The 13344-nt window shown below is 29.7% G+C and carries 14 protein-coding genes; 12 read left to right on the forward strand and 2 right to left on the reverse strand.

Features of this window, described 5'->3' with window-relative positions:
- Positions 1–123 precede the first annotated feature (123 nt).
- Together ACTNBA_RS15620 and ACTNBA_RS15625 are read right to left on the reverse strand one after the other, a co-directional pair.
- Positions 124–789: a DDE-type integrase/transposase/recombinase gene (locus ACTNBA_RS15620; RefSeq protein ID WP_441075181.1), complete on the reverse strand. Its 666-nt coding sequence runs from the start codon at positions 787–789 to the stop codon at positions 124–126.
- Entirely contained in the window at positions 786–1121 is a 336-nt protein-coding gene (locus ACTNBA_RS15625) for a transposase (protein ID WP_441075183.1), read from the reverse strand. Before ACTNBA_RS15625 ends, ACTNBA_RS15620 begins: the two co-directional genes overlap by 4 nt.
- A 52-nt stretch (positions 1122–1173) precedes the next feature.
- Between ACTNBA_RS15625 and ACTNBA_RS15630 the strand changes: the two genes are divergently transcribed.
- The 12 genes from ACTNBA_RS15630 (at position 1174) to ACTNBA_RS15685 (ending at position 13202) form a co-directional block, all read left to right on the forward strand.
- Positions 1174–1548 carry an ATP-binding protein gene (locus ACTNBA_RS15630; RefSeq protein WP_441075184.1) on the forward strand — a complete coding sequence of 125 codons (375 nt, stop codon included), beginning with the start codon at positions 1174–1176 and terminating at the stop codon, positions 1546–1548.
- A gap of 242 nt (positions 1549–1790) precedes the next feature.
- On the forward strand, positions 1791–3254 hold the full coding sequence (locus ACTNBA_RS15635; protein ID WP_441075186.1) for a hypothetical protein: 1464 nt from the start codon (positions 1791–1793) through the stop codon (positions 3252–3254).
- A 1-nt stretch (position 3255) separates the two neighbouring features.
- Positions 3256–4884, forward strand: a complete 1629-nt coding sequence (locus ACTNBA_RS15640; RefSeq protein WP_441075188.1) for a DUF262 domain-containing protein — start codon at positions 3256–3258, stop codon at positions 4882–4884.
- Positions 4885–4898: 14 nt separating this feature from the next.
- Positions 4899–7241 (forward strand): DUF262 domain-containing protein, encoded by a 2343-nt coding sequence (locus ACTNBA_RS15645; RefSeq protein ID WP_441075189.1) that lies wholly within the window; start codon positions 4899–4901, stop codon positions 7239–7241.
- Positions 7242–7664: 423 nt separating this feature from the next.
- Positions 7665–7802 (forward strand): recombinase family protein, encoded by a 138-nt coding sequence (locus tag ACTNBA_RS15650; RefSeq protein WP_441075191.1) that lies wholly within the window; start codon positions 7665–7667, stop codon positions 7800–7802.
- Between the two features lie 14 nt (positions 7803–7816).
- Entirely contained in the window at positions 7817–8050 is a 234-nt protein-coding gene (locus ACTNBA_RS15655; RefSeq protein ID WP_441075252.1) for a recombinase family protein, read from the forward strand.
- Positions 8051–8097: 47 nt separating this feature from the next.
- Positions 8098–9198, forward strand: a complete 1101-nt coding sequence (locus ACTNBA_RS15660) for a plasmid pRiA4b ORF-3 family protein (RefSeq protein WP_441075192.1) — start codon at positions 8098–8100, stop codon at positions 9196–9198.
- A gap of 320 nt (positions 9199–9518) precedes the next feature.
- Entirely contained in the window at positions 9519–10007 is a 489-nt protein-coding gene (locus tag ACTNBA_RS15665; RefSeq protein ID WP_441075193.1) for a superinfection exclusion B family protein, read from the forward strand.
- 347 nt (positions 10008–10354) lie between these two features.
- Positions 10355–10756 carry a recombinase family protein gene (locus ACTNBA_RS15670; RefSeq protein WP_441075194.1) on the forward strand — a complete coding sequence of 134 codons (402 nt, stop codon included), beginning with the start codon at positions 10355–10357 and terminating at the stop codon, positions 10754–10756.
- Between the two features lie 230 nt (positions 10757–10986).
- Positions 10987–12642 (forward strand): ATP-dependent nuclease, encoded by a 1656-nt coding sequence (locus ACTNBA_RS15675; RefSeq protein WP_441075196.1) that lies wholly within the window; start codon positions 10987–10989, stop codon positions 12640–12642.
- Between the two features lie 9 nt (positions 12643–12651).
- Entirely contained in the window at positions 12652–12963 is a 312-nt protein-coding gene (locus tag ACTNBA_RS15680; protein WP_441075197.1) for a hypothetical protein, read from the forward strand.
- Between the two features lie 113 nt (positions 12964–13076).
- Positions 13077–13202, forward strand: coding sequence for a hypothetical protein (locus tag ACTNBA_RS15685; RefSeq protein WP_441075199.1), 126 nt, complete (start codon positions 13077–13079; stop codon positions 13200–13202).
- Positions 13203–13344 lie beyond the last annotated feature (142 nt).

Here is a 13344-nt window from a genome sequence, read left to right on the forward strand (position 1 = left end):
TAATAGAGAAAATTATTACTTATAGATAGTAGAATGAGTTATTTAGTCTTAAAATTAGGTTATAATAAAAAGATTTAAGAAGGGATTGAAGATATGAGTGAGGAGATATACAAATTTCAAAAATTAACGCCAGTAAGTGCCATATTTATTTATTACATTGCGATATTCATTGCTGGTGTACTGTGTACCTCTATCAGAGTGAACAATAGCACTCCTGAGTTTAGGATAAACTTTAAAAGCATTATTAAGAGTATTTACACACAAGGTAGCTTTCATATTTGTATCCATTGAAAGCCCAAGAACTGCTAAATCATAGCAATCAAAAATTGCAGATACATAGAGTTTACCATCTTTTGCTTTAATTTCTGATATGTCTGTTACAGCCTTTTTAAGAGGCTCAGATGCTTTGAAATCACGCTTAAGAAGGTCATCGGATTTTCTGGCTTCGCGGTCAACTTTGGTTATACCATTAGGCTTACGTTTAGGTTTATGACTAAGACCAATTTCCTCCATAACTCTATAAACAGTACGTTCACTAGGGATATGGACATTTTCAGGATTTTTTAGAAGTAAGGCTTGATGCATACGGATTCTACCATAGGTATCATTGTACTCATCTTCAGTATTGATTTTTATCATTTCTTCAGCAAGAGCCTCATACTTCCAAGGTTTATCCTTATTTGCAAGATAATTATGAAAGCCTTGACGGCTAACTTTAAGCATCCTACAATAAAATGATATTTTACCCTTAATCATGCCGTCATTAGTCTTAATAGCTATAAATCTCATTCGTGAGTTTTTACTGACTTCCGACGGCTGGCGGCGAAAAAAGCGCTTGCTTCCTCTAGAAATTCATTCTCTTCCTTCAAAAGTTTGATTTCCTTACTCTGATCTTTAACTTGCTTTTTCAGAGCCATAAGTTCTTCTGTAAGGGAAAGAGCACTATCAGGAGTGTGTGAACCAGCACCTAAATCAAGTACGCCTTCTTTAGAGGCTTTTACCCATCCGCTTACTGTGCTTGGAGCAATTCCTATTTCTTTTGCAGCTTTATTAATACCAATTTCATTGGCTAACTTAACCGCCTGGACTTTATAATCCTGGTCATAACGTTTTTGTGCCATGATAAGCACCTCCTTATTCTCTTAATTATATTTTGAATTATACGAGAATAAGGTGTCAACTTTATTTATACAACATCATTTTATAACCTGTCACAATTTAATTCAGAATCTTAGAAAAGCGTACCATGAAAATAGGTTAGAGATAAGATTAAAGCATTACAGTAAATATAAAGTATTAATAATTGATGAAATAGGTTATTTGCCAATAGATAAATTAGGAGCAAATCTGTTCTTTCAATTAATAACAAAAAGATATGAACATACTTCAACTATAATAACTACGAATCAACCCTTTAGTAAATGGGGTGAAGTATTTTCTGATGTTGCACTGGCTAACGCCATTCTTGATAGGTTATTTATAAAAATAGTAGGTACATCCTATAGAACAAAAGATATTATTGAACTAATGAAAGATTCCCAACAGTAAAGTACTTTATATTTTTACTACATAGTACTATGAAATATTTATGCATTTTCATGTTGACATTTACAAACGGGCACCATTTTGAGTATTCCCTTAAAAAGGTAAGAGAGAAACTCAAATTGCTTGAAGAGTGTTTTATAGGAAAATCATATAAGTAGTACAAACATATAAAAAGATGATGTAAAATATTCTTACAATTATAAATTAGAAAGAGTGCGTTAAGCGTACTTGGTTAGGGGAATGGGATGACTATTATATTTAAAGAAATACTAGATATTATGAAAGATATACCAGATATTGAACTTAAACAGAAACAACTAGAATGGGAGAATATTTTAGATGAAAAATGTATAGTATTAATGTCTTATTTATGGGCGCTAAAAAAAGGCTCATATGAAGAAGTTCTAATTGAATGTCTTAACAAAGACACAACTAATGTTTTAAGTAGTTTTGTAGATATAAATCGTACTGATAGTCAAATAAGAGCGTTTGCTTACTATTATAGATTTAATTCGCTAATATCAGATTTAGTAATTGAATACGGAGAAGAAAGTAAAGTAATCAATAAATTAGTGTCATATTATATTTTTGATAACAAGATGAAGGAATTAAAATGGTGTGGTACTAGCTACTACTATAATGTTAAGTTAAGAAGTGAGCAAGTAAACTTATTTAGAGCAACATCTAATATTCGAGAGGATAATAAGAAATTTGAAAGGATCAGAAAGTGTATACCACTTAACATACAAACTTTAATGGAAATTTTTGAAGATGTATCCATTTCTCAAGATGAACGAACTAAACTTTTTAAAATTCTAAATAAAGGAATGGTGGCTGAAAGTACATTATTTCACACTATTGTAGCATTAGCGGTTGGACAAGTAAATGGAAGTGGAACAAGTTTACCTTCTTACTCTAAGAGCTTAGGTGTTGCATTGTATAAATATGCGCATGGAAAATGTTCTTTAGTAATGAAAAGAGATGTACATACAAACATAGTTGAGATTGATGGGAAACAATCTACATTTTATGGAATGACCAATATTAAAACAAGAGATCTAAATGGGGTTAACTTTAATATTGATTTTTCAAACGTAAGAGATGAAAATATGATGTATTTAAATAAATGGTTGCTCGATTTATTTGAGGAAGAGAAAAATATTTGTAGCCATGGAACGCCCATATTAGATAGGCATGTAGTAAATACTTTTCCAATTTCTTCAGATGAGATAGTAGAGTTGAGTGAGATAGAATTTATATTCCTATTAAGAGTATATAGGAATATAGTTAATACAAGCGAGCCAGTACTAACTTTAGACCAAATATTTATAAATATTAAGAAAGATATAGTAACACAGATTAGTGGAATGCATAAAGCTATGAAGGAGGCTGAAATGTCTCAAGAAGGGGATAGTACTAAAGAATGGAACGATGCATTAGAAGGTTTAGATAAAGTTTTAGACCAAATAAATCAATTAAGCACAGAAGAAATAAATGATATAAAAAACAAGATGACATTTTTAGATTTAATTAATTGGGAAGAAGAAAAAAATTACTTTGATAAGTTTATGGAGCCTAAAGAAGATGCAAAGTTCTTTTATAAAACTGAGAAAAGAAGCAAGGAACAACTAACCTGGATGATTATTAAATATACATTACTTCGAGTTCAAGAAGATACCCTTAACATAGAAGATGGAGGTGTTAAGTAAAATGAAAGAGAATGAAATGATACCTTTAGAATGTTTAATAAATAACTACTTTAATAAAAGGGAAGTATACATACCTCTCCTTCAGAGAAATTATAAATGGAGTGAAGAGGCAGCAGCAACATTATCACAAGATTTATGGGATGCCTATAACAATGATAAAGATAAAATATATACTATTGGGATGATAACTGTTTATGATGAGGGAATGGATAGTCAAAAAGTACAACTAGTAGATGGTCAACAGAGAATAGTAACATTAACATTATTATTAAAATACTTGGATAATAAAAAACAGTATTTTAAGTTTAAGTTTGAACGAGATGAAGATTTAGAAGAGGATGAGAAAAGAGAGTATTTTATAGAAAATAACTTGAAAAAAGAATGCGACGAGAGGTACTTATACACTGATACTATTAGATTTAAAAAAAACTATAATGCTGTATTACTACCATTAACTACTGTAGATGTAGATAGAATAAATTCTGAAGTTAATAAACATAATTTTACTGCTATAAAAGACCATAAGATAATAGAGTTTATTAAAGCATTTAAATTGGAGAGGTTAGAAGATGAAATTAGGGATATATTAAATAATGTTAAAGAAAGGCAAAAACCTGAACAAATAAATAAAATTTATAAGATGTTATTATTATCAGAAAGAATATATGGTTTTATAGGTATCAGCAAAAATATAGAATACACAAAAATATTTGAGATATTAAATTCAATATCTCATGAAAGTGCCTTTTATAATAAAAATATCCTCCATACCCCTAAAGAGAAAAAAGAAAGAGACATAATCCTAAGGAGATATGTTTATAGAGTGAGAGAACGACTATTAGAAATTAAAAATATCTATGTTGATGCAGATGAGAAAGTTCAAGATTATATTAAGTACATTTTACATAATGTTGAAATACTATTTCATATTACTAGATCGAAGCCAATAGATGAATTTTTAAATATTAATAAAAACAAAACTAGATTTGTTATTTCAGATTTTATCAAAACAAACTTAATTATTGATACTAAAAATAACTTAGAAGAAAGAAATAACATTTTAAACTTATTCAAAGTATTAGCTGCGTATTTATACAAAGTCGAAAATAATAAAATATGGAATCTAATAAGAAAAGGATATTTTTTAGAAGAAGATGAAAATCGTCTTAAAGTATTATTTTGTGATAGATATTATCAAAATAATAAAAAAGGATATATTTATGAATTTGAGTACACTAAATTGCTTAAATATAATTTAGTGTTAGATAGATTATTTTATGATATTCAAGATTTAGGATATTGGAATGCTTATAATAGTTTTAATTGTTTACATCAATTAAAAGGTAAACGTTTTTTTGAAATATTTGGCTTGGGGTATAATAAAGATTCTGTAGACAAAGATTTAGAGGAAACAATATTTGATAGTATTTTGGAAGATAATAATTTCTTAAACCTTAATTATTTTTTAGAATCCCAATTATGTAATGATGAAATAGTAGAAAATAGCTACTCAGATTTACCAAGTGAATTAGAAAAAGGATGGGGACATATTATGAAAGATAATTCAGTAAGAGAGGAATTTGAAGAAATATTCAACGTATATTTGACGAAGAGAAAAAATACTGTGTAGTAAGGGGAATTGATATGCAGAGTGAAAAAGTTAATCTAAGGGACTTTTTAATAGGCAAGAGTAAATTAGGTGAAATTAAGAAAATAATTATTCCAGATGTACAAAGAGATTATGTTATGGGGAGTGGGGGCAAAAAGCTTGAAAGCTTATTTAAAGAAATGAATAAGCATAAGGAAGAATTTTATTTCAGTTGCATCATGGGATATAAAGATAATGAGAATATATTCTATATTTATGATGGGCAGCAAAGATTAGTAACGTTAATATACTTAGTAGCATATCTTTCTAATGCACAAACAGATGATACTTATATAGAGCAAATTAAAAAATTCTCGTTTATAGGGAGAAAAAGTGCCAATGAATATATAGACTCTTTACTTAAAGGAAAAGAAGCTGATATTTGTATAGACGATTATACTACGTTTTCAATTCACAACCTAATCAATTGTTTTAGAGAGCAAAAATATGTAAGTAGCCCAGATGAAGAGAATAATATTGATATTAAATATTTGATGCAAAAGGTTTATTTTGAATTAGTTTCAGTTGAAAAAGTGGGAGATGCTGAACAGTTTTTTATGGATCTAAATGATGGGTTAGACCTAGAAGATTATGAGATATTTAAGGCAGAATTGTATCATAAAGCTAAACAGATTTTAGGTGTAGATTTTAAAGCGTTTGCCCTATCCATGGAAAATAAGTGGTTAAGATTCTTTAGGAATTATCAACCTAAAGATTGTAGTAGTGAGTGGTACGAAGAAGAAATAGAAATACTGTTTATAAAGTTTTGTTTTTATATGATGTGGATTGAACAAGAAGGAGATATTGAAAAATATAATGAGAATAATATTGATTGGATAGAAAAAAAGCATTTATATAGAGTTCAAGAAATTATAAATAATATTATAGACCTTCAAATAAGTGAAGAAACTTGTCAATGTGTCAATTATTCTTTTGATACAATAGGTAGAGAGTATACAAAAGAGATAAATTCTATAGAAGGTGTTTTCTGGAATCTAGAAGATAGCAATTATTCAAGTATGCTTAATCTTTTTTTAAAATCATTTTATACTAATAAAGAGAATGTAAACGGACATAGGGTTAGTATAATAAAAGAAGAGGCAAAGAGGGACGTTATAATATGGTCATATATATCAAATCTAGATAAAGATATTGAAATGCTACTCAGTTATCTGAGAACAATAAAGCTTCTATTGAATAAAAATGTAGTACAAAATACTCAAGCATATTATGACGAAAAGCATAATATGTGGTATGCTGAATATAGTACATATGCTATTCCAACCTATTATTTAAAACTAGAAGATTCATTTGCTACCTCCAATCAAGAGCAAAAAGATTATAATAATTATGTGGAGTCGATAATTATTCTGAATACACAATTTAAAGAATGTATAGAGCTCAGTGAAAGATTACACGTAGGAGATGATAGACTAAATACAATAATTGTAAAACAGAGAAAAAGACTTTTTTCACAGGATTATGAAGAAATAAAGAAACTTGAAAATTTACCATATATTAATGGATTTGTAGATAACCTGCTTGATGAAAATGAAAAACCTATTATTACGGCAGAAGAATTACAAAAAAAGTTAGAAGAAATTGAGCATAGTGGGATACGAAGTATTATGATCAATTTAATTGATCAGTTTTCCTATCTAGACGTAGACAATATAGAAGAAACTATTTTTAAGCATATATCACGCGTAAGTTGGAAATCGTATACTGGAAACGTAAGTAGCTTCGAGAATGTAATATTACCAATACAAACACTTACGGATTTATTTATTGATACAGATTTGGAGAATGTAATACAATTATGGATTAGTAAAAAGATTGTAGATGTAAAGCCTATTAATAATATGCTATTATTTATGAGAGCATATAAGTATATTCCTAGAAAAGGTTGGAGTAATAAAGGTAAGCAGATTGTTTATCCAGACTATTATTATGCTTATGATGATTATGGAAATAGAACAAGAAGACGAGGTTTTTGTTCAAGTAATGGAATGTTCCCTAATATTTCTAGAAACATAAGAGGTTATATACATCATTTAACAGCTCAACCAAACTTATCGAATTGTGATATAGATATTAAGGATAGTATTACGTATCAGTTAACACAAGATTGGTTACAAAAACAATTAGGAAATGAATTATATTATTGCGATCAAAAGTGGGTTTATTATGCCCTCTTAGATGATTATTTAAGGAGTAACCCAACTGAGGAAGAAAACATTAAGAAATTAGCAAAAGACAAAGAGATTACTCTAGTTTGCTATGGGAAGAATTTTTTTATACCAAACTCAGTACTTAAGGAATATACAAAGATGTTATAGAGGTTGATATATTTCCTCAAACAGCTGGATTAAAAAAAATGGATCGATATGTTTCCTTGTACGTAACAAGCCACTGATTAATACTTTGACATCAATCGAAAAACTATTAGCCACGTTGAGAGTGTTGTATTGATAAAAAGAAAAGATAGGTAAAGGGTTAAAAAGCCTTGAAATAAAGGAATTTCCGAGCGTCAGAGTAGAAACTCTGGCTCTCGGATTTTTTATTGGATAAATCAGAACCAAACATATCCACCTTAAAAATTACTTGCATTTGCACAGGCTGAGAGTGAATCAAATAGTGAAGCTATAAAATGGGGATTAAAGCGAGGATTTGAATCTGGGCAATCTAAACTTTATAATAGAAAGTGTTATGGGTATAAACATAATGAAAATGGTGAACTTACAATTGATGAAGTACAAGCAGTGGTTGTTAGAAAAATCTATGATTTATATTTAGAGGGATATAGTGTAGACTTAATAATACGTGATCTAGAGCGTTTAAATATTAAATCTCCTATGGGCACGATAAGTGGTCTAAACAAGCTATTAAAACAATACTAACGAATGAAAAATATATCGGAAATGTAATTTTAGGTAAAACCTATACAGGTACATTTCCTAATAACAAACAGCAAAGAAATTATGGGGATAAAGAAAAATATTTGCTAGAAAATGCTCATGAACCAATAATAGAACATGAAAAATTTGAGAAAGTACAAGAGGAAATAATACATAGAAGTAACGTTGAAATTGTTGATGGTAAAATAAAAAGAAAGAGAACACATTATAGCTCAAAGAAAAGAACATAGAATTATATACAATGGAAAGATAAAAATAATGAAAGGGAGGTCAAACTATGAAAATTGCACTAACTAAAAAGCTAGCTACTGCTATGGATATAAAACCATCAATTATTAAGGAAGAGGTAAACCCATTATTTACTTGGACAGCAAACTGGACTAATGTTTGGGACAATCGTAGAACAGAAGATATGCTTGTTTTAGTAAATAATGCTACTAGGTTTACTGTTGCAGTCTATCAGGTAAAGAAAAAGAATTTAAAAAATATAAGGGAAATTATAAATGATGCAATTTCAAATACACTTCTAGCCATGAATTTTAATGAAGAGGTTGTGGCAGAGTATATGGAAATGTCAGGTGGTATAGAATTTGTTCAGAATAATAGCAGGCAAGCAGCATCCTGGGTAACAAAGGCTGGATTAGAATGCTGTCATTATGTTGGAAATGAATATGATGGGAGTGAAAAAGTTTTAAATGACACCGTAGGTTGTTTTTCAAATAGACTAATAGTAGGTTGTAGAGTGAAAAGTGAAGACAGTTTTTATCCTTATAGATTAATGAGAGATGAACTTAAAAAAATTACTGGAAAAGAGATTTATAAATATAAAGCTTTTGAGTTAGAGATTACACTTGATTTACATATATATAAGGCTATAAGAAAAATAATTGTACCGGCCAATATAAAGTTGGCTAAGTTCCACAAGGTGCTTCAGTCGGTATTTGATTGGAAAGGATATCATTTATATGACTTTACTGCTTTTGATAAGGATACTAATGAACTAACAAAAAGAATAGTACCATTTGAAGATGATTTAGAATACGATAATAATGCTATTTTAATGGGAAATAGTACTCTTAATGAAATATTATCGGAGCAAAATTATATAATTTATACCTATGATATGGGGGATAACTGGGAACATGAAATTAAGCTAATAAAGGTAATAGAAGATTATGATAAAGAGTCACCATACCTCTTAGAGGCAGAGGGACAATCGCCACCAGAAGACGTGGGAGGAGTAACTGGATTTATTGAGTTTAGAAATATTATGATGAATCCAAAATCTCCAGAATATGAGAACATGAAACAGTGGGTAGGGTATTGGAGCATAGAACTAAAGGATTGGCAAAAACGACCTGGTGTTATATGGAGTTAAATATGCTATGACATCAATAGTAAGAATTCAACCCTATTGTAAATAGTAAAGAAATAAACTAAACAAATTATATAAGGATATTGATGAAATGGCTATTTTGCAAGCTTTACGAATGTCCATGCAAGGATTGCCCAAGAGGCATTAACATCTTAGTGAAATCAGGTGAAGAGCAGATTGAATTTAGCGAGAAAACTTAGCATGAAAACGGTAATTTAAATGTAATATATGTTTAAGTTGAGGTTACTTTGTAAAATGGTATAATTTGAATGTCGGATTTATATGGAGGAAAATAAGTGAAAGATTTTATAGATTTCTTAAAGTTGCCACCTAATATACTTGGCGCCTTAACACTAGCAAGTGGAACATTACTGTTACTGCCAGATAGTATTATAAAAAAATTATATATGACGGAGTTTCGTGACAAATATGGTTTCGCAATAGGAATTGTGTTTGTTGTTTCGGCAGCGATACTAATTGTACTTATGATTTCAAAGATATATCATCTATTCCATGACAAGAAAGTTTCTAAAAGAGTAGTAGAGGGCCAAATCAAATATCTGAAAAAGATGAATGAGGAGAAAGTAATGCTTATTAAAGCATTTATACAGGAGCAAACACACACATTAGAAATACCAATGAATAATGGTCTTGTAATAGAACTGCAACATTATCATGTGATTTCACCAGCAGGACAGAGCCATATGGTGGATATGCTTGATCCAAAAATAAAATTCTTTTTGCAGCCGTGGGTTATTGATAGAATAGAAAGTAATGAGGAGTTAAGAAATAAATTTGGAATGTTAATATAATGGACGGTAAAATAACGCAATTCGAAATAAAAATATTAGTATATTTACGATGAAAATCAAAGATTGTTTAGAATCAGAGATACTAAAATTAAGTGATAGACAAACGATTAAAGAAAAAAATTATTATGACTATGTTGAATCTAATATGTAGAATTAGAATAACAGATGTGAACTTAGAATTTTGTATGAAAAGCAAATGAGGAAATGGAGAAATATTCTACTATTGGACATCATAATACCAGGTTGGTGAATCAGTACTACGGAAGTATCCCCAGGGGGCGTAAACAAATTGTTTTTTTAAAAAGGAAAAAGGTAGCTTAGTCATTGTACCTGAGCAAGCATAGGTTGTGAAAACAATATTTAAGATATATTTGGATGGAATAACATTACAACAGATAAAGGAGTATTTGGAAAACAAGAAAATAAAAACAGTTACAGGTAAAGAGGTTTGGGCAACATACGTAATTCAAAAAATGCTTAAAAATGAGAAGTATAAGGGTTGTACTGCATTTAAAAAGAGATCTACTAATGATTTTATATCTGGTAAAAGAAAAGTAAATCATGTAGAGAGAACGAAATACTATGTGGAAGTCACTCATCCTGCTATTTTATCAAAAGATATTTTTGATAGAGTGCAAGAGAAAATGAAACGACGTGAAAGAATTATTCATAATGACGATGGAAGTACAGAATCATCCAAAAATAAATATAACAGTACGTACTTTTTAGGTAATATACTTGTATGTTGAGGTTGTGGGGCATCATATCACAGAAAAACAGAACGTGGTGATGTTTATAATATGTATGTTGTAGTAAAAGGTAGCAATGAATTATGTGTATGGATTTATCTAAGATAGTTATACACTAGGTGGAAGAAGTTTTAATTATTTATTGGTATAGTACTAGTCTGTACTAAACAAGAATATAGTTAAGTCTATGATTTTTGAATTGAGGAGAATAGGAAGGTTATTGATGCGTTATGACTGATAATATAGATAAACTTATAAGTGATGTTGGAATGTTGTATAATAAAGGAATTATTAAAAATAGATTGTCACAAGTGAAAATACATAATTTCAGGAAATTTGCAGAGGATTCGGAATTGAATTTTACTTTTCCGCTTACAGTGATAGTGGGAAAAAACGGCAGTGGTAAAACAACTGTGATGAAAGCCATAAAATTACTTTCTGGAAAACAGATACCACAAAATGAATTTTTTGAAACAGTAATTGATGACGGCGGTTTCTATAATGCAAATATATCATATTTAATGGATGGAGAATTATTGAAATATAAAAGACTGCGACAAAATGAGTGGGGTAAGGAGGGAGAAATTCCTGCTAATCTTAATATTGCTTATATTCAAACGAAAACTATGGTAGGAGCTATAGATAAAAGTTTTTTGTATGATGATATAGGAAAAAGTACCGAGCAGATACAGAAGGTTGAGTATGTAATAAAACAGTCGAAAAAAATAATGCAGAACCCTACAAGCAATAGTAAACGAAAGCAAAGACATTTTTTAAGTATTAGTGCTGTGCAAACTGTAAATTTGATACTACAGGGGAATATTAAATCAATTGAAGTGATTAGGCACAAGTTTTACAGTGGAACATGGGGAACGAGTGTTATTTTTAATGATGGAAAGCAATATTCTGAATACAATGCAGGGAGTGGTGAGTTTGTCATTGCTAGTATGATTGATAGGATAGAGAAAATTCCATCAGAAAGTATTCTTTTGTTGGATGAACCAGAAGTATCCTTGCATCCAGGTGCACAGAAAAGACTAATTTACTATATCTTGGAGTTAATTAAAAAAAAGAAAATCCAAGTTATCGTAACAACTCATTCAACCAGTATAGTAGAAAATTTGCCCAAATCTGCAATTAAGTGTTTCAGAAAAATTGAAAATGACATTATTCTAATAGAAGAACAGGTTTTTTCCCAAAATGCTTTTTTAGAATTAGGCACTGAAATCATTGATAAGAAGCATATTATTGTTGAAGATAATATGGCAAAACGAATAATTGATGGAGTATTAAAAGAAGAGGGTTTGGATGAATTACTGAAGGTCGAATTTTATCCAGGTGGAGCATCAAATATAAAAAAATATACAATTTTAACGTACTCCAAGACAAAAATATATGATCGGTATATTATCTTTGATGGTGATCAGAAACAAGATGAAATACCTGATTTATCAAAAATTCCAGAGGTGGACAAGACTGAAAAATATTTAAAAGATATATTCAAAAAAGCTGTTGGAATCAGCGCGGATAAAATTGATTGGGGAGTCGATGCAAATAAAAAAGCCGGTAGAAGTAATGTAGAGCAAGAAGCGGAATTTCTTATCTTTTACTTAGAATATTTTAGACATTTTGTATCTTTTTTGCCTAAGACTATACCAGAAGATATTGTTTATGATGAAGCAAGATTAAAAGTGCTTTTAGGTGAGGATGGATTTCCTGATGTGAGTATAGAAGGGGATTCAAAGAAGAAGTTAAAAAAAATTTCTGATGTGATGGGACAAGGAATAGAAGAGATAGAGTCCTATTTGGTTTATTGGTTTATAAAACAAAAAAATGCAGATTATATGTATATATTGGATAGACTTAGAAAAATAATTGAAGGATGAGGATGCTGTATGGAGATTATAAAACTTCCATCAGTTGTTGAAAAGGAAAGAAAGCATATGCGTTCAGCTAATTTGAAGAAAAATAAAAATGCCTATAGCAAGTTGAAGAGCATGATGGTTCCTCAAGAACTGAAATTGGCTCAATTTAGAAAATATTATCATTCAGTTCTTTCTACAGCTGAAAAAGAGATTGTTATTAAGATGGGGCTTGATCCATGGTCAGTAGAGGGCATAAAATATGTTGGAGATTGTAAAAGATATAAAACCAAATTGGGAGATCCTATCTTAGATAATATCAAACAAGACAATGTTATAAAATAATCTATAAAAAAGAAGTAAGCTTTACGAATGTCCATGCAAGGGCTCCCCAATAATCCGAGTGAAGCGACGGATGATTGGCAGGCGACTACTGCTGAAGCGGTTGTAGGAATACGTTGCAAGGATTTGATATAATCATTGAATTTACTCACTTTGCAAGCTTTTATAACTTTAACACAAATGGTGATGATTTTAGAAATAAAGAGGTTATTCAGGATGTTAAAGTTAGAGTGGGGATTTGATATGGTGAATGTAGATATGTAATTATAAAAAGTAAGTATGTGATAATAAAACTATGAAGTAGATTGATTTTTAATTATAACTTCATAGTTTTTTTCTTTATAAATATTTTTTATAAATGTATTGGAAAGTCTGTTTCTAAAT

Source organism: Clostridium sulfidigenes, from assembly GCF_052067195.1.
Taxonomy (GTDB): Bacteria; Bacillota; Clostridia; order Clostridiales; family Clostridiaceae; genus Clostridium_J; species Clostridium_J sulfidigenes.

What these genes read in the sequence shown, in the direction of transcription:
- ACTNBA_RS15620 (WP_441075181.1), bottom strand. Translation starts at nt 789, where the DNA reads ATGAGATTTATAGCTATTAAGACTAATGACGGCATGATTAAGGGTAAA.
- ACTNBA_RS15625 (WP_441075183.1), bottom strand. Translation starts at nt 1,121, where the DNA reads ATGGCACAAAAACGTTATGACCAGGATTATAAAGTCCAGGCGGTTAAG.
- ACTNBA_RS15635 (WP_441075186.1), top strand. Translation starts at nt 1,791, where the DNA reads ATGACTATTATATTTAAAGAAATACTAGATATTATGAAAGATATACCA.
- ACTNBA_RS15640 (WP_441075188.1), top strand. Translation starts at nt 3,256, where the DNA reads ATGAAAGAGAATGAAATGATACCTTTAGAATGTTTAATAAATAACTAC.
- ACTNBA_RS15645 (WP_441075189.1), top strand. Translation starts at nt 4,899, where the DNA reads ATGCAGAGTGAAAAAGTTAATCTAAGGGACTTTTTAATAGGCAAGAGT.
- ACTNBA_RS15660 (WP_441075192.1), top strand. Translation starts at nt 8,098, where the DNA reads ATGAAAATTGCACTAACTAAAAAGCTAGCTACTGCTATGGATATAAAA.
- ACTNBA_RS15675 (WP_441075196.1), top strand. Translation starts at nt 10,987, where the DNA reads ATGACTGATAATATAGATAAACTTATAAGTGATGTTGGAATGTTGTAT.
- ACTNBA_RS15680 (WP_441075197.1), top strand. Translation starts at nt 12,652, where the DNA reads ATGGAGATTATAAAACTTCCATCAGTTGTTGAAAAGGAAAGAAAGCAT.